Genomic DNA, 20,564 nt, shown 5'->3' with positions numbered 1-20,564 from the left:
ATTGTTGTTAATGTTAGGGATATCTCGTTTTTACGAGATGTTACAAAACCCTTGAATAATAAATCGCGAAATTAACGTCTTGACCTTACACTAAGGGTAAAGGTTATATTCTATTTATATTATCACTAATCGGGTTTTTTCGTTATGTCTAAAACAGTTTCAATTGCTATCGATGGTATGTCATGTGCGGGCTGTGCATCAAAATTGGAGGCTGCGCTAAATGCTGAAAACGGTATTCAAGCTAGCGTTAATTTTGCGCTTGCGACTGCTCAGATCAATATAACTGATATCGCAACAAGTCGTACTGTTAAAACTATTTTAGATGATAAAAAATATCACTATCATAGCGAATCATTATCACTCTCTGTCGGAGGTTGGTCTTGTGCTAATTGTGCGGCAAAAACAGTTTCTAAATTATTAGTAAACAAACACATATTAAGCGTAGATGCTAACTTTGCGAGCGAGAAAATAACCGTAACGTATTTTTCTGGTGCTATCCTTCCCGCGGATATTATTAACTTGATCATAAATCTAGGTTACAAAGCGACTGTTAATCGCGGGAGTATGTTGTCACAAACAGAAAACTTATTAGCCAGAGAAGTTGAATTCAAAAGAAAAAATAAACAACAGCTGCTATTTGTGATCATTTCTGCTTTACTAACGTTGCCTTTAGTTGCTGGTATGCTGACTATGTTTGTCAGTGATATTAACTTCCTTATTCCCGTATGGCTGCAATTATTATTAGCCACACCAATCCAATTTATTATTGGTCGTCGTTATTATTTAGGTGCGTATAATTCATTAAAAAACGGTGCTGCAAACATGGATGTGCTTGTTGCGACAGGTACCAGTGCTGCTTATTTCTATAGTTTATATTTATTTTTAACGATAGGTGAAAGTGCACAAGGTGCGCTGTATTTTGAAGCCAGTGCGGTTGTTATTACTTTAATAAGTCTTGGTAAATTCTTAGAAGAGAATGCGAAACAAAATACGTCTTCGGCTATTCATGCTCTGATGATGTTAAGGCCGGAAGTGGCTAACGTAAAACGTGGAGATGAATGGCTAAAACTCCCTATTGAAGAAGTCGTCATTGGGGATGAAGTTAGGGTTCTTGCGGGTGAAAAAATACCAGTAGACGGCGTTATTATCGATGGTCAAAGCGAACTAGATGAATCTATGATTACTGGGGAAAGCCTACCGGTAGTAAAACAGCCCGGACAAACACTTATTGGTGGCTCTATTAATGGCACTGGCGTTTTACTGTTAAAGGTCAATGCGGTTGGTAGCGATTCCAGCTTAAATAAAATTATCTCTCTTGTCGAAACTGCCCAAATGGGTAAAGCTCCTTTTCAGCAATTAGTTGATAAGATAAGTAATATTTTTGTTCCTGTTGTATTAACCATAGCTACGCTGACATTTTTAGTCTGGTATTTCGGCTTTGATGATTTTGAAAATGGTTTAATTTCTGCTGTGGCGGTATTAGTTATTGCTTGTCCTTGTGCTTTGGGTCTTGCAACGCCTGCTGCATTGGTTACTGGGACTGGGGCTGCTGCACGACAAGGTATTTTAATTAAAGATATAGATACCTTACAAAAAGCACATAAAATTACCGATGTAATATTAGATAAGACTGGTACGTTAACACAGGGTAAGCCTAAGGTTACCGCCGTACATTGCTTTGATTATGATGAAGATATTTTAATTAGAAGTGCTGCGGCAGTTCAACAGTTCAGTGAACATCCGTTAGCAAAATCGATCATCGGTTATGCGCAAGATAAACGACTTAAATTATTACCCGCCTCTCAAGTTGAAACTATCATCGGCTATGGTATTAAAGGGAATGTTGAAGAAGAGACCGTTTTGATTGGTAATCGCGAATTGATGCTCGCAGAGGGCGTAGGCACTAGACTTGGAGATTCGTTACTTGTTGAGTTAAGTGAACATGCCGGTTCAGAAATGTGGGTTGCAATAGAGGGTCATCTTGTAGGTTTAGTTATTATTGCTGATACCTTACGCGTTGAAAGTCGGGCTGCGATTGCATTATTACAACACGCTGGGATTAATACGATAATGCTCAGTGGTGATAATGCGATGGCAGTAGAAAAAATTGCTGAAGTACTAAAAATAGATCACTATTATGCGCAGGTAAAACCCGAAAATAAATCAAGTTATATCCAAGACCGACAGCGACTTGGAAAAACAGTTGCCATGGTTGGTGATGGGATTAATGATGCGCCTGCATTAGCTCAAGCCGATATTAGCATTGCGATGGGATCTGGTTCGGACGTTGCGCTGGAAACTGCAAATATTACCTTATTAAGAAATGATCCTCGTTTGGTTTCGGCAGCAATGGATATTTCGAAAATAACTTGGCGTAAGATCCAACAAAATTTATTTTGGGCATTTATTTTTAACCTTATTGGTATTCCGTTGGCTGCAGCTGGCTATTTAAGTCCTGAGATTGCAGGTGCGGCAATGGCATTTAGCAGTATTGCAGTATTGTCGAATTCACTACTGATTAAGCGTTGGCAGCCTAAGTTTGTTCACTAATAAATATATTGAAGCATTATCGATTACACAAGCTTGATTGCCTTGAAACAATAAAGTAGCAGGTTATATGATGAAAAATATTAGTTCAGTAGCAAAAGAAGTTGGTTTATCAACAAAAACGATCCGTTATTACGAAAGTATTGCTTTAACCTCTGAACCTATTCGGGGGGATAATGGTTACCGTTATTATGATAAACGCATTATTGATGAGTTAAATTTTGTGAAGCGGGCACGAGATGCAGGGTTCAATCTTGAAGAATGCAAAGAATTAGTACACCTCTATAAAAGTGAAGAGCGTACAGCGGCTCAGGTAAAGGCATTAACGTTAGAAAAAATTACCGATATCGAAGCACGTATTGTAATATTACAAGGCATGCACAGTACGCTATTATCATTAGCATCTTCTTGTAAGGGCGATAACTCTTCAGAGTGCGCTATTTTAGATCAGCTTTCTATTGAATAAATATCACTGTTGCCTACTTTCCAGTAAACTAAGCAGTAAATAACACGACAAAATATTTGTGAAATAAAAGGTTTTATATGACTGGTTCAGCATTATCACGCGAAGATGAAATATTATTATCAGATTGGCTATCTGGTGACGAAACACCAAAAGAAACATTATCATTAATTGCGATGAAAGGTTTTTTCTTTGGTTTAGTTGCTGCACCTGAACCAATAGAAACTGAAGATTGGATGGATATGATCTTTGGCGGTGCTGCACCAAAAAATATTACGGATGATAAATTATTCGCTATTATCTCTGTTTATAATGAGATCAGTGAACAGGTCTATGAAACGGGAGCTAAATTACCAACCGAGTGTATCGAGACTACTGATTTTGCGGACAACTTTAACTCCGGTGAAGCATTAAATGATTGGTCGATTGGTTTTGCGATTGGTGCTGCTTTTTATTATGAAAGTTTAGTAAGCTCATTGGCTGACGATAGTGAAATACATCAAGCATTACAAATGGCATATTTGTGCTTAAGTTATTTCTCCTGTGCTGGTACTGCGCAACAAATTGCACAATTACAACAAAGTGAATGGGAAACATTTACGCATACCGTATTAGAGATGATGCCTGATTTTATTGTCGCTTATGCTCAAGTGATTGAACAAGCGGCATTGGCAAGTGGTAATTATGATGATGACGATTGGAATGATGACGAACTGATTGATTAATCATTTGGTTATTATTTAATAACCGTGAGTAGTCAGCTGTTATTCACGGTTATATTTGTCTCGTAATACTAAGCTTATCGCTTTTGTCCCTTTACTGGCTGCTTTTCTTAATTACTATTTTCATATACCTGCCTATTTTATAAAAATGCCTTATCTATTATGATGTTTCAGTGTCACTTTTTGATCGCCGTAATCATGCATAGGAAGTCTAATGTCGAAACAAGTAAATAAAATACCGACCAATATTATTACTGGTTTTCTTGGTGTCGGTAAAACAACCGCTATTCAACAGTTACTTAAGCAAAAACCGGAAGGTGAAGTGTGGGGGGTATTGGTTAACGAGTTTGGTCAAATAGGCATTGATGGTACTTTATTATCTGCATTTACTGAAACGTTAGACAATCAAGAACAGCGTATTATTGTCAAAGAAATTCCAGGCGGTTGTCTTTGTTGCGTCGCCGGGCTACCCATGAAAATGGGATTGAATATGTTAATCAGTAAAGCAAAGCCTGATCGTATCTTGATTGAGCCAACAGGACTTGGGCATTTACAACAAGTGATTAAAGATCTATCGGGTGAATTTTACTGTGATGTTTTAGCGCTCAACGCAACTATCTGCTTGGTTGACCCTATCCATCTTAATGATCGTAAATACGTTGAAAATAATCACTTTCAAGATCAAATCAGCTTGGCTGATGTACTTGTGGCGAATAAAACGGAGCAACTCAATAGTGAAGATAAGCGCTGTTTCATGGACTTTACTGCACAACTATTACCAGCTAAAAAATCAGTCGTGTGGACGCATCACGGTGAATTTTCAATTGATACTCTCGCATTGCCACTTGATTATAAACGCCGGTCTCAACATTTATCCGCGCATCTAAAACATAGCCATACACATCATCATCATGAAAAAGAGTCGTTAGCGCTCGATACCGATCTGCGTTTTGAACGCAATCATGGTGAAGGACAGGGTTTATTTAGTTATGGCTGGATTTTCAATCAGCAACAGGTATTTAATTTAATGGCACTAGCGACATTATTAGAGCCTTTGGAAGTTGTGCGTTTGAAAGCTGTAATTAAGACCGAACAAGGCTGTTTTTCAATAAACAGTGTTAATGGCGAATGTGACTTTATGCCCATCAGTGAGTTGGAAACGAGTAAGATCGAAATCATTAGCATGATTGAGTTACCTTGGCAAAAGCTCGAAGAGGCATTATGCGATACTCTCACTCTCTCGAGCAGAAAATAATTGAAGCCAAATTTTTAAATTGCACTTTTAAAACAAAATGTGGTGATATATAGCTTATTTGGTTTATATTTTAGCTATATATTGCTGATGTTCAGGTGATTAGTACAAACAAAACAATCATTATCTGCGTGTTTTTACGTATACTTTAATTATAAACTTTCTGTCAATAAACGTTTGGTGCCGATGATGGTTGATAAAAAAATTAAATCTTTATTACGTATACGACTTGGATACAGTAACTAAGCCTTGAGTGTGGTGCTTAGTTGCTGTTTTTACCCAGCGTGATGATCGCTAATTCATCATTGATGATGTGACTGTAAATACGTAAAAGGACTTTAATATGACTACATTTAACCACAGTAAATACCAAGCTTTCCCAATCCTAAATATGCCTAATCGACAATGGCCGAATAAGAGTATTATTCAGGCTCCGCAATGGTGTAGTGTTGATTTACGCGATGGCAATCAAGCGCTTGTTGAGCCGATGACAGTTGCGCAAAAGCGCCGTTATTACCAACTTTTATTGACTATGGGTTTTAAACAAATCGAAGTTGGTTTTCCTGCTGCATCGAAAATGGATTTTGATTTTGTCCGCTGGTTAATTGAAGAAAATAAGATCCCAGATGATGTGACTATTCAAGTTTTAACCCAAGCGCGTGAAAGTCTTATCGAAAAAACATTCGCAGCACTAAAAGGTGTGAAACAGGCGATTATCCACGTTTATAATTCAACGTCAACAGTACAAAGAGAGCTTGTCTTTCAAAAAGATCGTCAAGGTATAATTGATATAGCGGTGCAAGGGGCTACATGGGTTAAACAGCATGCTGATGCGAATCCTGGGCCTTGCTGGCAGTTTGAATATTCACCGGAAAGTTTTTCGGGTACAGAATTGGATTTTGCCGTTGATATTTGTGATGCGGTCAATGCGGTTTGGCAGCCAACACCGGCAAATCCGGTCATTATTAATTTGCCTGCAACGGTCGAAATGTCGACGCCGAACGTGTTTGCTGATCAAGTCGAATGGTTCTGTGAACATGTGCAGGGTCGAGAAGCCATTACCGTCAGTGTACATACTCACAACGATCGTGGTTGTGCTGTTGCGGCAGCTGAACTCGCTGTGATGGCGGGAGCAGACCGTGTGGAAGGTACCTTATTAGGTAATGGTGAACGTACTGGCAATATGGATATTATTACGATGGCTATGAACCTTTATAGCCAAGGTATCGATCCTAAACTTAATCTCGGCGATATTGATAATGTTATTACCACTATAACGGAATGTACCAAGCTACCTGTTCATCCTCGTCATCCTTATGTTGGTGAATTAGTGTATACCGCTTTTTCTGGAAGTCATCAGGATGCGATTAAAAAATGTCTAGACCGCAGAAAACCTGAAGATATTTGGAATGTGGCTTATTTACCTATTGACCCAACTGATTTAAATCGAACGTTAAAGCATGTTATTCGTGTAAATAGCCAGTCGGGTAAAGGTGGCATTGCTTATTTACTTGAACAAGAATATGGCGTGCAGTTACCTCGTTGGCTACAGGTTGAATTCTCTAGTGTGGTACAACAAAAATCGGAAACAACCGCTAGTGAGTTGATGATCCCGCAAATATGGCAGCTATTTAAATCAACTTATGGAAGTAGTGATGACTTTTATAAGTTAATGGAATATAACGTTAGTCATGGCAATATAGATAAAATACAGGCTCAACTTGAAAATTCTGGAGAATTAAAAGCGATCACAGGTGAGGGGAATGGAGCCTTAACAGCCTTTATACAAGCGCTAAAACAACATTTTAATATTGAATTTGATGTAGTTAATTTTAGTGAGCATGCATTAAGTAAAGGTGCAGATGCCGATGCAATTGCTTATTTACAACTGAAAACTGCAACACAATCCGTTATTGGGGTTGCGGTTAACCGCGATATTTTAACGGCATCACTAACGGCATTATTAAATGCAGTGAATCAAATAGAAGTGATTAAAAACCTTGCTGCCGCATAATAGAGAATGGGTGTTTAGTGTTACTGAACACCCATTCTCTATATTAGTTTTGTTCACAGATATCTATAGCCCAAGGGCCTAAGGTTTTTCCGCCTTGGCCCTTATAAACAAATTTCACGCCTACATGATCTTTGTGCGCCAATCGATAAATGGTACTATTTTTATTTTCACATAACGTATTATGCGTTTGTTTTTCTATTTGATCTTGTTGCCAGATAAGATTGTTGGCTGGCAGTTGGTAAATGACTGTCAGAATTGAGTTGTAGCGATCAAATTTCAGATGCTGATAATTATCCGCCATTGTTTGATAACGTACGATAGCAATATTATCTAGTTTGCTGGGCTGGTATTTGTAGTTAGGTGCCGATTGACATCCATATAGACTAGTACTCAGCACAATATATGCAAGTAACTTCTTCATAAAACAGCACTTCCTTGTGTTATTTCGATTGTCGTTAATAAGTAATGATATTAACACTCGCTTAACATAATTGGCTATTGTTTTAAGTCATTAACTATCACACTTTAGTGCTACATAATGTAAATGGCTGATAAGATAAGTAAGTTGAAAGGTTTAGGCAAACTAGTTATGATTTTTTGTGCTATTTCTTTAGTCTGAGAATAAAATTAATTGCTTTACCAAGTTGCTGATAGCGTTGTAAGTCTGTTTTGTCATACTTGGTTGATAGATAGGTAATGTTGTTTCTATTCTTTAAATAGCGAGAAACTTGTAAACGATTGAAATTACCTATTTTGTATAGCATATCAAGTAATGTACTGGCATGTTCATCATCAAAGGCTAGTTTGAGCGGGTATTCAGCTTCTTTATAATCGACTTGCTCTAGTGATACTTTTTTGATTAACTGCTTTTCTTCTAAATATTCTAGCCATTGTTCTACCAACAAAGGTTTACAACCTGCTAGTAGGTTGAAAAAACCACCACTATCACTTTTACATTGGGTTAGTAGTAAGCAGGCAAAGTTATCATCAGTAGCGCTAAAGGTGACTTCGCCTGATTCTGTCCACAGTAACGATGTAACTTGAATCGTTGCTTGTTCTTGATTAAAACCTTCGCATTTAAAAATAAACATAATTGATTTAAATAATGGAAAAATTAATTATACGCAATTTACCCATAAAATAATATTAGCTTAAACATGCTCTGTTAATTTATGGACCTGATCTAAGCATACTTGAAATAAATGCTGAGCTGGAACACTGGTTTTATCTATTGTTGTGAGCTCGTCTATTAATAAAGGTAATAATGAAGGCGTTGTAGATTGATATAAGCGGGTTGGTAAACCAATTGTTACTCGAGCTGAAAACGATAATATATCAATCTGACTTGTTGCTAATGATTCAACTGAATATAAGCAGTCATGCGGTAACCATATAGATTGTGATTGATTGACTGTGATAAGTGTTTTACCTAAACGAATGTTGATATCACCGCTGCGTATTACAAGGAGTTGAGCTTTGTATTGTCGTTGGCGTTTGGTTTTCTCGGCGACTAATAGGTTTAAGCGGGTATATTCAATAGGTAAAGACATGATAGTTTCATTATAAGGTAAATGTAGGGATAAAATAATCGATATATGGAGTGATGGCTATTATAAGCATAGAGTGAATGTTATTTATCGAGCAGTTTGGTCGTGGACGTGATCTATTTGGCTGTTATATGAGCAGCTCTTTGTCTGGTTACATGTTTTGTTAATAAAGACTTGCCATGTAAAGTTAGATCTCTATAATGCGTCCTCACTGACACGGCAACAGCCGCTCAGTAAGGTGTTTAAAAAGAACTTAGGTTACTTTTTAAACGTCCTGAATAAAGCATAAATATGTGCTTGACTTCGAATCTGGTTTGCGTAGAATACGCAGCCTGACTACGACGCAAAGCGTTGATGTCAATGCTCTTTAACAATTTATTCAAGCAATCTGTGTGAGCACTTGCAGAGATATAATGACCAAAAATTATATCAATGTAATTGTGAACATTAAATTAAATCGAAAGATTTGGTTTTATAAACAACAAACCTCGGTTTGTTGTTGAAGTACAGAATTCATTGAGCCGACTTAATCAACATCGTTGATTAGTCAAAAAACTTTTAATTGAAGAGTTTGATCATGGCTCAGATTGAACGCTGGCGGTAGGCTTAACACATGCAAGTCGAGCGGAAACGAAGAATAGCTTGCTATTCTGGCGTCGAGCGGCGGACGGGTGAGTAATGCTTGGGAATCTGCCTAGTCGAGGGGGACAACAGTTGGAAACGACTGCTAATACCGCATACGACCTACGGGTGAAAGGGGGCCTCTTCTTGAAAGCTCTCGCGACTAGATGAGCCCAAGTGGGATTAGCTTGTTGGTGAGGTAAGAGCTCACCAAGGCGACGATCCCTAGCTGGTCTGAGAGGATGATCAGCCACACTGGAACTGAGACACGGTCCAGACTCCTACGGGAGGCAGCAGTGGGGAATATTGCACAATGGGGGAAACCCTGATGCAGCCATACCGCGTGTATGAAGAAGGCCTTAGGGTTGTAAAGTACTTTCAGCGAGGAGGAAAGGCAGTAGATTAATACTCTACTGCTGTGACGTTACTCGCAGAAGAAGCACCGGCTAACTCCGTGCCAGCAGCCGCGGTAATACGGAGGGTGCAAGCGTTAATCGGAATTACTGGGCGTAAAGCGCATGCAGGCGGTTTGTTAAGCGAGATGTGAAAGCCCCGGGCTCAACCTGGGAACTGCATTTCGAACTGGCAAACTAGAGTTCTTGAGAGGGTGGTAGAATTTCAGGTGTAGCGGTGAAATGCGTAGAGATCTGAAGGAATACCAGTGGCGAAGGCGGCCACCTGGCAAGTAACTGACGCTCAGATGCGAAAGCGTGGGTAGCAAACGGGATTAGATACCCCGGTAGTCCACGCCGTAAACGATGTCTACTCGGAGTTTGGTTCCTTGAGAACTGGGCTCTTAAGCTAACGCATTAAGTAGACCGCCTGGGGAGTACGGCCGCAAGGTTAAAACTCAAATGAATTGACGGGGGCCCGCACAAGCGGTGGAGCATGTGGTTTAATTCGATGCAACGCGAAGAACCTTACCTACTCTTGACATCCATAGAACTTTTCAGAGATGAATTGGTGCCTTCGGGAACTATGAGACAGGTGCTGCATGGCTGTCGTCAGCTCGTGTTGTGAAATGTTGGGTTAAGTCCCGCAACGAGCGCAACCCTTATCCTTATTTGCCAGCACGTAATGGTGGGAACTCTAAGGAGACTGCCGGTGATAAACCGGAGGAAGGTGGGGACGACGTCAAGTCATCATGGCCCTTACGAGTAGGGCTACACACGTGCTACAATGGCGCATACAAAGGGCTGCAAACCAGCAATGGTAAGCGAATCCCATAAAGTGCGTCGTAGTCCGGATTGGGGTCTGCAACTCGACCCCATGAAGTCGGAATCGCTAGTAATCGTGAATCAGAATGTCACGGTGAATACGTTCCCGGGCCTTGTACACACCGCCCGTCACACCATGGGAGTGGGCTGCACCAGAAGTCATTAGCTTAACCTTCGGGAGGGCGATGACCACGGTGTGGTTCATGACTGGGGTGAAGTCGTAACAAGGTAGCCCTAGGGGAACCTGGGGCTGGATCACCTCCTTACGTAAAGTTGTTAGTTTTTGTAAGTGCCCACACAAATTGCTTGAATAGAAAGTTGAAAAGCATGTAAGAAATGCGATAGGACTGTAGCTCAGTTGGTTAGAGCGCGCCCCTGATAAGGGTGAGGTCGGTAGTTCAAATCTACTCAGTCCTACCAATCTTCTTACGAACTCTATGATGTGGGGCTATAGCTCAGCTGGGAGAGCGCCTGCCTTGCACGCAGGAGGTCTGCGGTTCGATCCCGCATAGCTCCACCACATCATAGTTGTTAAAATACAAAGCTAAGCAAGCTTAATGCTTATCTTTGCTTTTTAGCAAATTGCTCTTTAAAAATTTGGAAAGCTGAATAAATAAAGAAGTTCTTAAAACACGTTATTGCTTCGGCAATAACAATATAGTGTTCTTGAGTATTCTTGAGGCGAAAAAAACTAGATAATACCTAGTTATTTCAATTGTACGGTCGACTTTAGATTGTATGGTTAAGTGACTAAGCGTATACGGTGGATGCCTAGGCAGTCAGAGGCGATGAAGGACGTGTTAATCTGCGTTAAGCTGTGGGGAGTTGATAAAAAGCGTTAATCCACAGATTTCCGAATGGGGGAACCCACTCTACTTTGTAGAGTATCGTAACGTGAATACATAGCGTTACGAAGCGAACCGGGAGAACTGAAACATCTAAGTACCCCGAGGAAAAGAAATCAATAGAGATACCCTTAGTAGCGGCGAGCGAACGGGGTCTAGCCCTTAAGCAGTTTGGAAGTTAGTGGAAGATTCTGGAAAGTTTCACGATACAGGGTGATAGTCCCGTACATGAAAACGACCTTACTGTGAAATCGAGTAGGACGGCACACGTGATATGCTGTTTGAATATGGGAGGACCATCTTCCAAGGCTAAATACTACTGACTGACCGATAGTGAACCAGTACCGTGAGGGAAAGGCGAAAAGAACCCCTGTGAGGGGAGTGAAATAGAACCTGAAACCGTATACGTACAAGCAGTGGGAGCAGACTTGTTCTGTGACTGCGTACCTTTTGTATAATGGGTCAACGACTTAATTTCAGTAGCAAGGTTAAGCGAATAGCGGAGCCGTAGGGAAACCGAGTGTTAACTGCGCGAATAGTTGCTGGGATTAGACCCGAAACCCGGTGATCTAGCCATGGGCAGGTTGAAGGTTGAGTAACATCAACTGGAGGACCGAACCGACTAATGTTGAAAAATTAGCGGATGACTTGTGGCTGGGGGTGAAAGGCCAATCAAACCGGGAGATAGCTGGTTCTCCTCGAAAGCTATTTAGGTAGCGCCTCGCGTCTAACTATTGGGGGTAGAGCACTGTTAAGGCTAGGGGGTCATCCCGACTTACCAACCCTTTGCAAACTCCGAATACCAATAAGTTCAATCGCGGGAGACACACGGCGGGTGCTAACGTCCGTCGTGGAAAGGGAAACAACCCAGACCGTCAGCTAAGGTCCCAAAGTGTATGTTAAGTGGGAAACGATGTGGAAAGGCTCAGACAGCCAGGAAGTTGGCTTAGAAGCAGCCATCTTTTAAAGAAAGCGTAATAGCTCACTGGTCGAGTCGGTCTGCGCGGAAGATTTAACGGGGCTAAACATACCACCGAAGCTACGGATGCAAGACTTGTTCTTGCATGGTAGAGGAGCGTTCTGTAAGCCGTCGAAGGTGAGTTGAGAAGCTTGCTGGAGGTATCAGAAGTGCGAATGTTGACATGAGTAACGATAATGGGGGTGAAAAACCTCCACGCCGAAAGACCAAGGGTTCCTGTCCAACGTTAATCGGGGCAGGGTGAGTCGACCCCTAAGGCGAGGCCGAAAGGCGTAGTCGATGGGAAACAGGTTAATATTCCTGTACTCACTTATATTGCGATGGGGTGACGGAGAAGGTTAGGCTAGCATGGCGATGGTTGTCCATGTTTAAGGTTGTAGGCTGTGTGCTTAGGTAAATCCGGGCGCACATTAGGCTGAGAGCTGATGACGAGTCTCTACGGAGATGAAGTAGTTGATACCCGGCTTCCAGGAAAAACCTCTAAGCTTCAGATATAAGAGAATCGTACCCCAAACCGACACAGGTGGTTAGGTAGAGAATACTAAGGCGCTTGAGAGAACTCGGGTGAAGGAACTAGGCAAAATGGTACCGTAACTTCGGGAGAAGGTACGCCGATGATGGTGAAGGACTTGCTCCGTAAGCTATTGTCGGTCGCAGAGAAATGGTGGCTGCAACTGTTTATTAAAAACACAGCACTGTGCAAAATCGAAAGATGACGTATACGGTGTGACGCCTGCCCGGTGCCGGAAGGTTAATTGATTGGGTTAGACTTAGGTCGAAGCTCATGATCGAAGCCCCGGTAAACGGCGGCCGTAACTATAACGGTCCTAAGGTAGCGAAATTCCTTGTCGGGTAAGTTCCGACCTGCACGAATGGCGTAATGATGGCCACGCTGTCTCCACCCGAGACTCAGTGAAATTGAAATCGCTGTTAAGATGCAGTGTACCCGCGGCTAGACGGAAAGACCCCGTGAACCTTTACTATAGCTTGGCACTGAACATTGAACCTACATGTGTAGGATAGGTGGGAGACGTTGAAGCATTGTCGCTAGATGATGTGGAGTCAACCTTGAAATACCACCCTTGTACGTTTGATGTTCTAACGTAGGCCCCTTATCGGGGTTGCGGACAGTGTCTGGTGGGTAGTTTGACTGGGGCGGTCTCCTCCCAAAGAGTAACGGAGGAGCACGAAGGTTGGCTAAACATGGTTGGACATCATGTGGTTAGTGCAAAGGCATAAGCCAGCTTAACTGCGAGACAGACACGTCGAGCAGGTACGAAAGTAGGTCTTAGTGATCCGGTGGTTCTGAATGGAAGGGCCATCGCTCAACGGATAAAAGGTACTCCGGGGATAACAGGCTGATACCGCCCAAGAGTTCATATCGACGGCGGTGTTTGGCACCTCGATGTCGGCTCATCACATCCTGGGGCTGAAGTTGGTCCCAAGGGTATGGCTGTTCGCCATTTAAAGTGGTACGCGAGCTGGGTTTAGAACGTCGTGAGACAGTTCGGTCCCTATCTGCCGTGGGCGTTTGAGAATTGAGAGGAGCTGCTCCTAGTACGAGAGGACCGGAGTGGACGAACCACTGGTGTTCGGGTTGTTATGCCAATAGCATTGCCCGGTAGCTAAGTTCGGAACTGATAACCGCTGAAAGCATCTAAGCGGGAAGCAGGCCTCGAGATGAGTTCTCACTGGGACTTTAAGTCCCCTGAAGGGCCGTTGGAGACTACAACGTTGATAGGCAAGGTGTGTAAGTGCTGTGAGGCATTGAGCTAACTTGTACTAATTACCCGTGAGGCTTAACCATACAAATTAAAGTATGATTAATTGAAATATCGACTTAAGAATAGACAGAACACTTTATGTTTTAAAGACTTCTTTATTTATAGCTTTTCAGATTTTAAAGATACAACTTGAAAGCAAACCAAATTTGCTTGGTGACCATAGTGTTGCGGTACCACCTGATCCCATTCCGAACTCAGTAGTGAAACGTAATAACGCCGATGGTAGTGTGGGGCTTCCCCATGTGAGAGTAGGGCATCGCCAAGCGCCAAATTGAGTCGAAAGACTACAATCAAGGTTTTATACCTTGTATAAAGAATAGACTGATGGAAACATTAGCACAGATTGTGCGGAGTGGTAGTTCAGTTGGTTAGAATACCGGCCTGTCACGCCGGGGGTCGCGGGTTCGAGTCCCGTCCACTCCGCCAACAACAACGAAAGCCTGAATCGAAAGATTCAGGCTTTTTTTGTGCCTGAAATTCAGGATACAAAAATACAGATTGTTCGGGGTGGGCGTTCAGTTGGTTAGACTCTTTATAAAACCATAAGCGGCCTGTCACGCAGGGGCTCGCGGGTTGTGTTTGTAGAAAGCCGTCCGCTTTCTCTTTGCCAACAACAACGAAAGCCTGAATCGAAAACTTTTTGTTAGAAATAGAGGCTTTTTTTGTGCCTGAAATTCAGGATACAAAAATTCAGATTGTTCGGAGTGGTCGTTCAGTTGGTTAGACTGTTTACCTAAAAAGGCGGCCTGTCACGCTGCCGAAGGCTTCGCGGGTTCGAGTCCCGGCACTCCGCCAACAAACAACGAAAGCCTGAATCGAAAACTTTTTGTTATAAATAGAGGCTTTTTTTGTGCCTGAAATTCAGATACAAAAATAAAGATTGTGGGGATCCTTTATTCTTATTAGTAGTACTCAGTTGGTTAGACTGTTCACCCAAACAAGTGGCCTGTTACGCTGCCGAAGACTTCGAGTCCCGTCCACACCGCTAACAAACAATGAAATCCTGAAATTCAGAGATAAAGTACCGAGCAGATTGCCGTTAGACTCTTGATAAAAAGATAAGCGATCTATCACACTGAGTACTGGATTTTCTTATGATAACTTATCCTATGTGGTATTTTTTTACCTTTTATAGATTAAATGCTTTGTTTCGTTTCAGTTGGCTCTGAGTTGCAGTAAACTATCCGCTTAAACTGATATTAAGGACAGCTCGATGACAGATAAATCAAATAACACCACTCATTTTGGCTATAAAACTGTAGAGTCAGACCAAAAGGTCGATATGGTTGCGAGTGTGTTTCATTCAGTCGCGGCTAAATATGATGTAATGAATGACCTCATGTCTATGGGGATTCATCGTCTGTGGAAACGTTTTACGATTGATTGCAGTGGTGTAAGACCTGGCCATAAAGTTTTAGATCTTGCCGGTGGTACAGGTGATTTAACTGCTAAGTTTTCGCGTATTGTTGGAGACACTGGCGCAGTGACGCTTGCTGATATTAATGATTCAATGCTAAAAGTTGGTCGTGCTAAATTACGTGACCGTGGTATTGTTGGTAACGTGACTTACGTGCAAGCAAATGCTGAAGAACTGCCTTTTCCTGATAATCATTTCGACCTGATCACGATAGCATTTGGTTTACGTAACGTGACTGATAAAGATAAAGCGCTAGCATCGATGTTTCGTGTATTAAAACCAGGTGGTCGTTTATTAGTTCTTGAATTCTCAAAACCAGATTCTGAAGCATTAAATAAAATTTATGATTTCTATTCATTTAATATTTTACCTAAGATGGGTGAATTAATTGCTGATGATGGCGATAGTTACCAATATCTAGCAGAATCAATTCGTATGCATCCAAATCAAGAAACATTAAAAGGTATGATGGAAACTGCTGGTTTTGAAAGCGTTGAATATCACAACTTGACTGGTGGTATTGTTGCTCTGCATCGCGGTTACAAATTCTAAGGAATACTCATGCCAATCGAAATGCTAGTTACTGCGGGAATTGAAACATTATTGAATCAATTATTAAAAGCAGATACAAATGCAGTAGATAAGATCGCGTCGCTAAAAGGTAAAGTGCTACAGGTAAATATTGCAGAACTACCAAAGCCACTTTATTTTATTTTTTCATCTCAGGTTGATGTGTTAGCCAAGTATGATGGAAATGCAGACTGCTGTATGGATATAAAGTTATCGAGTCTTTCTCGATTACAAGATAGTTCACAATTCACTGCTCTGATTAAAGAGGGTGAATTAGATATGAGCGGTGATCCTATGGTAGCAAGTAAGTTTAGCATTATCTTAAAAGAATTAGATATTGATTGGGAAGAGCATTTATCTCGTTACACAGGAGATGTTGCTGCACATAAGCTACTACAAGGTGCAAAATCGAGCCAAGCTTGGCTGCAAAACAACATGATGATCGCACGGAATAATGTAGCTGAATATTTAATTGAAGAAATACGTTTAGCTCCAGGCGCTTTAGAAATTGTTAATTTTTGTGATGAAGTAAATGAGTTAGAACAGCAATGTAAGCAGATTGAAATGCGTTTGGCATTATTGTCACGTAAGGAAGATGTATAAATGACATTGGTTGAGCTAAAGCGTTTTTATCATATCCAAAAAGTTGTTTTGGAATATGGCATTGATGAATTGTTACCTGCACAATTGCAGCCGTTATCAGCACGATTATTCAGAAAATCTATTTTTTGGATCAAAAATAAACATGCAGAAAAGTCACCTGCAGAACGTATCAAATTAGCATTACAGAAACTTGGCCCTGTTTTTATCAAATTTGGTCAGATGTTATCAACGCGTCGTGATTTATTACCACAAGAGTTTGCTGAGCAATTGGCTATGTTGCAAGATCAGGTGCCACCATTTGATAGTCAATTAGCAATGCAGCAGATCGAATCTGCGCTTGGTCAGCCAATTGATGACGTATTTGATGACTTTGATCCGATGCCTTTAGCATCTGCATCTATTGCACAAGTGCATACAGCGAAGTTAAAGAGCAACGGCGAAGAAGTTGTTATTAAAATAATTCGACCTGATATCGAACCGATTATTCGCGCCGATACTCAGTTGATGAAACGTCTGTCGAGAGTATTACTGAAGTTAGTCCCCGAGGCTAGGCGCTTAAGACCACTCGAAGTAGTTCTTGATTATGAAAAAACGATTCTTGATGAATTGAATTTAGAGCGTGAAGCGGCGAATGCAATCCAATTACGTCGTAATTTTCTTGACTCTAAAGAGTTGTATGTACCAGAGATATACCCAGATTACAGTCATAAAAATATGATTGTAATGGAGCGTATTTACGGTATTCCTGTATCCGATATTGCTGCGTTAGAGGCACAGGGCACCAATATGAAACTCTTGGCTGAGCGAGGTGTTGAAACCTTCTTTACCCAAGTTTTTCGTGATAGTTTTTTTCATGCCGATATGCATCCCGGTAATGTGTTTGTTTCTTATGAAACACCTGAAGATCCTCGTTGGATTGGTATTGATTGTGGGATTGTTGGTACCTTAAATCGTGACGACAAGCGTTACTTAGCGGAGAATCTGTTAGCCTTTTTCCATCGCGATTATCGTAAAGTCGCAGAGTTACACGTTGATTCTGGTTGGGTGCCATCCTATGTTGATGTTAATGATTTTGAATTTGCGATCCGTACTGTGTGTGATCCCATTTTTGAAAAGCCATTAGCCGAAATTTCTTTTGGTCATGTACTGGTTAATCTATTTGCTACTGCACGTAAGTTTGATATGACAGTACAACCGCAATTAGTATTATTGCAAAAGACATTATTGTACATTGAGGGATTAGGTCGTCAGCTCTATCCTCAACTAGACTTATGGGATACGGCTAAGCCATTTCTTGAAAATTGGGTCAAAGAACAGATGGGGCCACAAGCGGTCTTTTCTGCAGTAAAACAACGTGCGCCGTTTTGGGCTGAAAAGTTACCAGAATTGCCTGAATTGGTGTTTGATACACTCACGAAAGCGACTAAGCAGCAAGCTAAATTAGATACACTGTTTACCCAAGCAGAGCGTTTTACTCAGCAGCAAGCGTACGCAAACAAAGGTCGTTATTTATTGAGCTGTGGTGGTGTACTTATGATTTGTGCGGCGATCGTGTACAATCCTGATACCACTTCGCTAGCCATTACGTTAGCCAGTATCGGCTCAGGGCTATTAATAGTCGGCTGGTTTAAGCTTAAGTAGTTGGTACAACAAAGTGAGCTAAGCGAAAAAAATTTATCGTAGATCAGAGAGTAGTAAATATGTAGCTTATATACTGTATACTGATCGACGTTAATAATGACGTATTCAATTATATAAAATAAGGTTTTATCATGGGCGGAATTAGTGTTACTCAGTTAATTATCATTGCTGTAATTATTCTTTTATTGTTTGGAACGAAGAAGTTACGTAATGTTGGTGGTGATCTAGGTGCGGCAGTTAAAGGCTTCAAAAAAGCCATGAGTGACGAGCCTAAAGATACGAAAGAAGACAATAAAGTATTAGAAGAAACTACTGCAACAAAAACAGACGTAACCAAAGAAACAAAAAAAGATAAAGAACAGGCATAATTTATGTTTGATATCGGATTTTGGGAAATTGTGGTTATTTCAGTGCTGGGCCTATTAGTATTAGGGCCAGAGCGTTTACCTGTCGCTATCAGAACTGTGAGCTCTTGGGTGAAAACCATCAAGGGTGCCGCCAATTCTGTAAAAGAGGAATTGTCACATGAATTGAAAATTCAAGAAATGCATGACAATTTGAAAAAAGCGGAGCAGCAAGGGATGAATAATATCAGTCCTGATTTGCAAAGCTCTATCGACTCTTTACGTGATGCTGCAGCGTCGGTGACGCGTCCTTATGCGGATGATAAATCGACGTCAACATCTACGCCGAGTGTTGACCAAGCACCTAAAGTAGCAGAGCAGGTAATTGAACAGGATAAAAAATAAATGGCAGCAGATCCAAATACTCAGCCTTTGATTGCCCATTTAATCGAACTGAGAGATAGGTTATTGCGTGCGAGTGCCGCAATTATCTTAGTTTTTATTTCATTAGTGTATTTTGCTAATGATATTTATCAGTTGATATCAGCGCCACTGATTGCGCAATTACCCGCTGGTACAAGTATGATTGCAACAGATGTCGCAACACCATTTTTTACTCCAATAAAGTTAACACTGGTTGCTTCTTCATTTATTGCTATCCCTTGGGTTTTGTATCAAGTTTGGGCTTTTATCGCGCCAGGTTTATATAAGCACGAGAAGAAGTTGATCGCGCCATTGGTAATAAGTAGTGCTTTACTCTTTTATCTTGGTATTGCTTTTTCTTATTTCGTTGTGTTTCCTTTAGCATTCGAGTTCTTTGCGGCGGCTTCGCCGGAAGGGGTAACATTTGCGCCTGATATTAGTAGCTATCTTGATTTTGTGTTGAAGATATTTTTTGCGTTTGGTCTCGCATTTGAGATCCCCATTGCCACATTAGTATTATGTTGGACTGGCGCAACTACGCCTGAAAATTTACGTCAAAAACGACCTTATATTGTCGTTGCTGCATTTATCATGGGGATGTTATTAACACCGCCAGATATTATTTCACAAACATTATTAGCGATACCTATGTTGCTATTGTTTGAGTTAGGTTTATTATTTTCTCGTTTTTACGTTAAACAGGACGAGACAAAAGATGAAGAAGCAGGAACTGATTGATATAGGCGTTAATTTAACAAACGCTGCTTTTCACAAAGATTTACCTGATGTTATTGAACGCGCCTCTGCCCAAGGGGTGCGTCGTTTAATTGTTACTGGCACGGATATCGCCGAAAGCCAGCTAGCTTATCAACTTACTCAAGATTACCCACTGCAACTTTATTCAACAGCAGGCATTCACCCGCACGATGCTCGACATGCTACAGATGATAGCTGGCAGCAAATTAAAGCCCTTGCTCAATATGACAGTGTCGTCGCTATTGGTGAATGTGGTTTGGACTTCAACCGTGATTTTTCTCCTCGCCCGATGCAAGAAGCCGCGTTTGCAAAGCAGTTAGAGCTTGCTGCCGAATTAAATATGCCAGTTTTCATGCATGAACGCGATGCTAACGAACGTTTTATCGCAATCTTGAAAGACTATCGTTCAGCGTTACCCGCAGCTGTACTGCACTGTTTTACTGGTTCTGCGAGTGATTTGGCTGCGTGCCTAGAATTAGATTTACATATTGGTGTTACTGGCTGGATCTGTGATGAACGTCGTGGGTCGGAATTATACCAGTTGGTGCGAGATATCCCAGCTGATCGGTTAATGTTAGAAACGGATGCGCCGTATTTATTACCGCGAAATCTAAAACCAAAGCCTAAATCACGTCGTAATGAACCTTGCTATCTACCGCATGTTGCACAAACGATTGCTACCGCGCGTAATGAGGATGTTGAGCTATTATTGCGTCGCAGTTTACAGGTGACTGAACAGTTCTTTAGGTTACCTAAGCTGTGACCACTATCACTTTATATTGCTTAGTTAATACTTCCTGTATCGAAGACTAGACAAAA

At 41.1% G+C, this 20,564-nt stretch carries 15 protein-coding genes, 3 tRNA genes and 3 rRNA genes; 18 read left to right on the top strand and 3 right to left on the bottom strand.

The annotated features are described in order from the left end of the window. The first annotated feature begins 144 nt into the window (after window positions 1-144). The 5 genes from HWV02_RS22535 (at window position 145) to leuA (ending at window position 6,998) form a co-directional block, all read left to right on the top strand. Complete coding sequence (locus HWV02_RS22535; RefSeq protein WP_211677960.1) at window positions 145-2,550, top strand: heavy metal translocating P-type ATPase; 2,406 nt, start codon at window positions 145-147, stop codon at window positions 2,548-2,550. Between the two features lie 67 nt (window positions 2,551-2,617). Then, window positions 2,618-3,013, top strand: a complete 396-nt coding sequence (gene cueR, locus HWV02_RS22530; RefSeq protein ID WP_255546979.1) for a Cu(I)-responsive transcriptional regulator — start codon at window positions 2,618-2,620, stop codon at window positions 3,011-3,013. A 77-nt stretch (window positions 3,014-3,090) separates the two neighbouring features. Continuing rightward, the gene (locus HWV02_RS22525; RefSeq protein ID WP_211677959.1) at window positions 3,091-3,735 is read left to right on the top strand and encodes a UPF0149 family protein; all 645 of its coding nucleotides are present in this window, start codon (window positions 3,091-3,093) and stop codon (window positions 3,733-3,735) included. A gap of 211 nt (window positions 3,736-3,946) precedes the next feature. Next, on the top strand, window positions 3,947-4,987 hold the full coding sequence (locus HWV02_RS22520; protein WP_211677958.1) for a GTP-binding protein: 1,041 nt from the start codon (window positions 3,947-3,949) through the stop codon (window positions 4,985-4,987). 340 nt (window positions 4,988-5,327) lie between these two features. After that, window positions 5,328-6,998, top strand: a complete 1,671-nt coding sequence (gene leuA, locus HWV02_RS22515; RefSeq protein ID WP_211677957.1) for a 2-isopropylmalate synthase — start codon at window positions 5,328-5,330, stop codon at window positions 6,996-6,998. 43 nt (window positions 6,999-7,041) lie between these two features. Here leuA and HWV02_RS22510 read toward each other — a convergent pair whose 3' ends face one another. The 3 genes from HWV02_RS22510 to HWV02_RS22500 all read right to left on the bottom strand — a co-directional run bounded on the left by HWV02_RS22510 (window position 7,042) and on the right by HWV02_RS22500 (window position 8,548). Next, on the bottom strand, window positions 7,042-7,419 hold the full coding sequence (locus tag HWV02_RS22510) for a hypothetical protein (RefSeq protein ID WP_211677956.1): 378 nt from the start codon (window positions 7,417-7,419) through the stop codon (window positions 7,042-7,044). Between the two features lie 181 nt (window positions 7,420-7,600). Then, a complete protein-coding gene (locus tag HWV02_RS22505; protein ID WP_211677955.1) occupies window positions 7,601-8,089 on the bottom strand; it encodes a hypothetical protein in 489 nt (162 codons plus the stop codon). Between the two features lie 60 nt (window positions 8,090-8,149). Continuing rightward, on the bottom strand, window positions 8,150-8,548 hold the full coding sequence (locus HWV02_RS22500; protein ID WP_211677954.1) for a hypothetical protein: 399 nt from the start codon (window positions 8,546-8,548) through the stop codon (window positions 8,150-8,152). A 556-nt stretch (window positions 8,549-9,104) separates the two neighbouring features. On the opposite strand from HWV02_RS22500, the gene HWV02_RS22495 reads away from it, so the two are divergent. The 13 genes from HWV02_RS22495 (at window position 9,105) to HWV02_RS22435 (ending at window position 20,508) form a co-directional block, all read left to right on the top strand. After that, window positions 9,105-10,649, top strand: a 16S ribosomal RNA gene (locus tag HWV02_RS22495). A 77-nt stretch (window positions 10,650-10,726) separates the two neighbouring features. Beyond that, window positions 10,727-10,803, top strand: a tRNA-Ile gene (locus HWV02_RS22490). A 24-nt stretch (window positions 10,804-10,827) separates the two neighbouring features. Next, window positions 10,828-10,903: transfer RNA gene (locus HWV02_RS22485), tRNA-Ala, on the top strand. Window positions 10,904-11,123: 220 nt separating this feature from the next. Next, a 23S ribosomal RNA gene (locus HWV02_RS22480) occupies window positions 11,124-14,014 on the top strand. Between the two features lie 126 nt (window positions 14,015-14,140). Next, window positions 14,141-14,256, top strand: a 5S ribosomal RNA gene (gene rrf, locus HWV02_RS22475). Together the 16S, 23S and 5S rRNA genes with 3 tRNA genes alongside form the textbook arrangement of a ribosomal RNA operon. An 84-nt stretch (window positions 14,257-14,340) precedes the next feature. Next, window positions 14,341-14,417: transfer RNA gene (locus HWV02_RS22470), tRNA-Asp, on the top strand. Window positions 14,418-15,204: 787 nt separating this feature from the next. Continuing rightward, window positions 15,205-15,960, top strand: a complete 756-nt coding sequence (gene ubiE / locus HWV02_RS22465) for a bifunctional demethylmenaquinone methyltransferase/2-methoxy-6-polyprenyl-1,4-benzoquinol methylase UbiE (protein ID WP_211673507.1) — start codon at window positions 15,205-15,207, stop codon at window positions 15,958-15,960. A gap of 9 nt (window positions 15,961-15,969) precedes the next feature. Beyond that, window positions 15,970-16,581, top strand: coding sequence for an SCP2 domain-containing protein (locus tag HWV02_RS22460; protein WP_211673506.1), 612 nt, complete (start codon window positions 15,970-15,972; stop codon window positions 16,579-16,581). Beyond that, window positions 16,582-18,222 (top strand): ubiquinone biosynthesis regulatory protein kinase UbiB, encoded by a 1,641-nt coding sequence (ubiB, locus tag HWV02_RS22455; RefSeq protein WP_211677953.1) that lies wholly within the window; start codon window positions 16,582-16,584, stop codon window positions 18,220-18,222. Between the two features lie 131 nt (window positions 18,223-18,353). Then, entirely contained in the window at window positions 18,354-18,590 is a 237-nt protein-coding gene (gene tatA, locus HWV02_RS22450; protein ID WP_211677952.1) for a twin-arginine translocase TatA/TatE family subunit, read from the top strand. A gap of 3 nt (window positions 18,591-18,593) precedes the next feature. Beyond that, window positions 18,594-18,971, top strand: coding sequence for a Sec-independent protein translocase protein TatB (gene tatB, locus HWV02_RS22445; protein ID WP_211677951.1), 378 nt, complete (start codon window positions 18,594-18,596; stop codon window positions 18,969-18,971). Further along, complete coding sequence (gene tatC / locus HWV02_RS22440) at window positions 18,972-19,727, top strand: twin-arginine translocase subunit TatC (protein WP_211673503.1); 756 nt, start codon at window positions 18,972-18,974, stop codon at window positions 19,725-19,727. It abuts the gene before it with no gap. Then, the gene (locus tag HWV02_RS22435) at window positions 19,705-20,508 is read left to right on the top strand and encodes a TatD family hydrolase (protein ID WP_211677950.1); all 804 of its coding nucleotides are present in this window, start codon (window positions 19,705-19,707) and stop codon (window positions 20,506-20,508) included. The genes tatC and HWV02_RS22435 overlap by 23 nt, the downstream gene beginning before the upstream one ends. Window positions 20,509-20,564: the final 56 nt, after the last annotated feature.

This window comes from Moritella sp. 28 (assembly GCF_018219435.1).
GTDB lineage: Bacteria > Pseudomonadota > Gammaproteobacteria > Enterobacterales > Moritellaceae > Moritella.
Note: the sequence above shows the minus strand (reverse complement) of the source record. Positions and strands in the feature narration are given on the sequence as shown.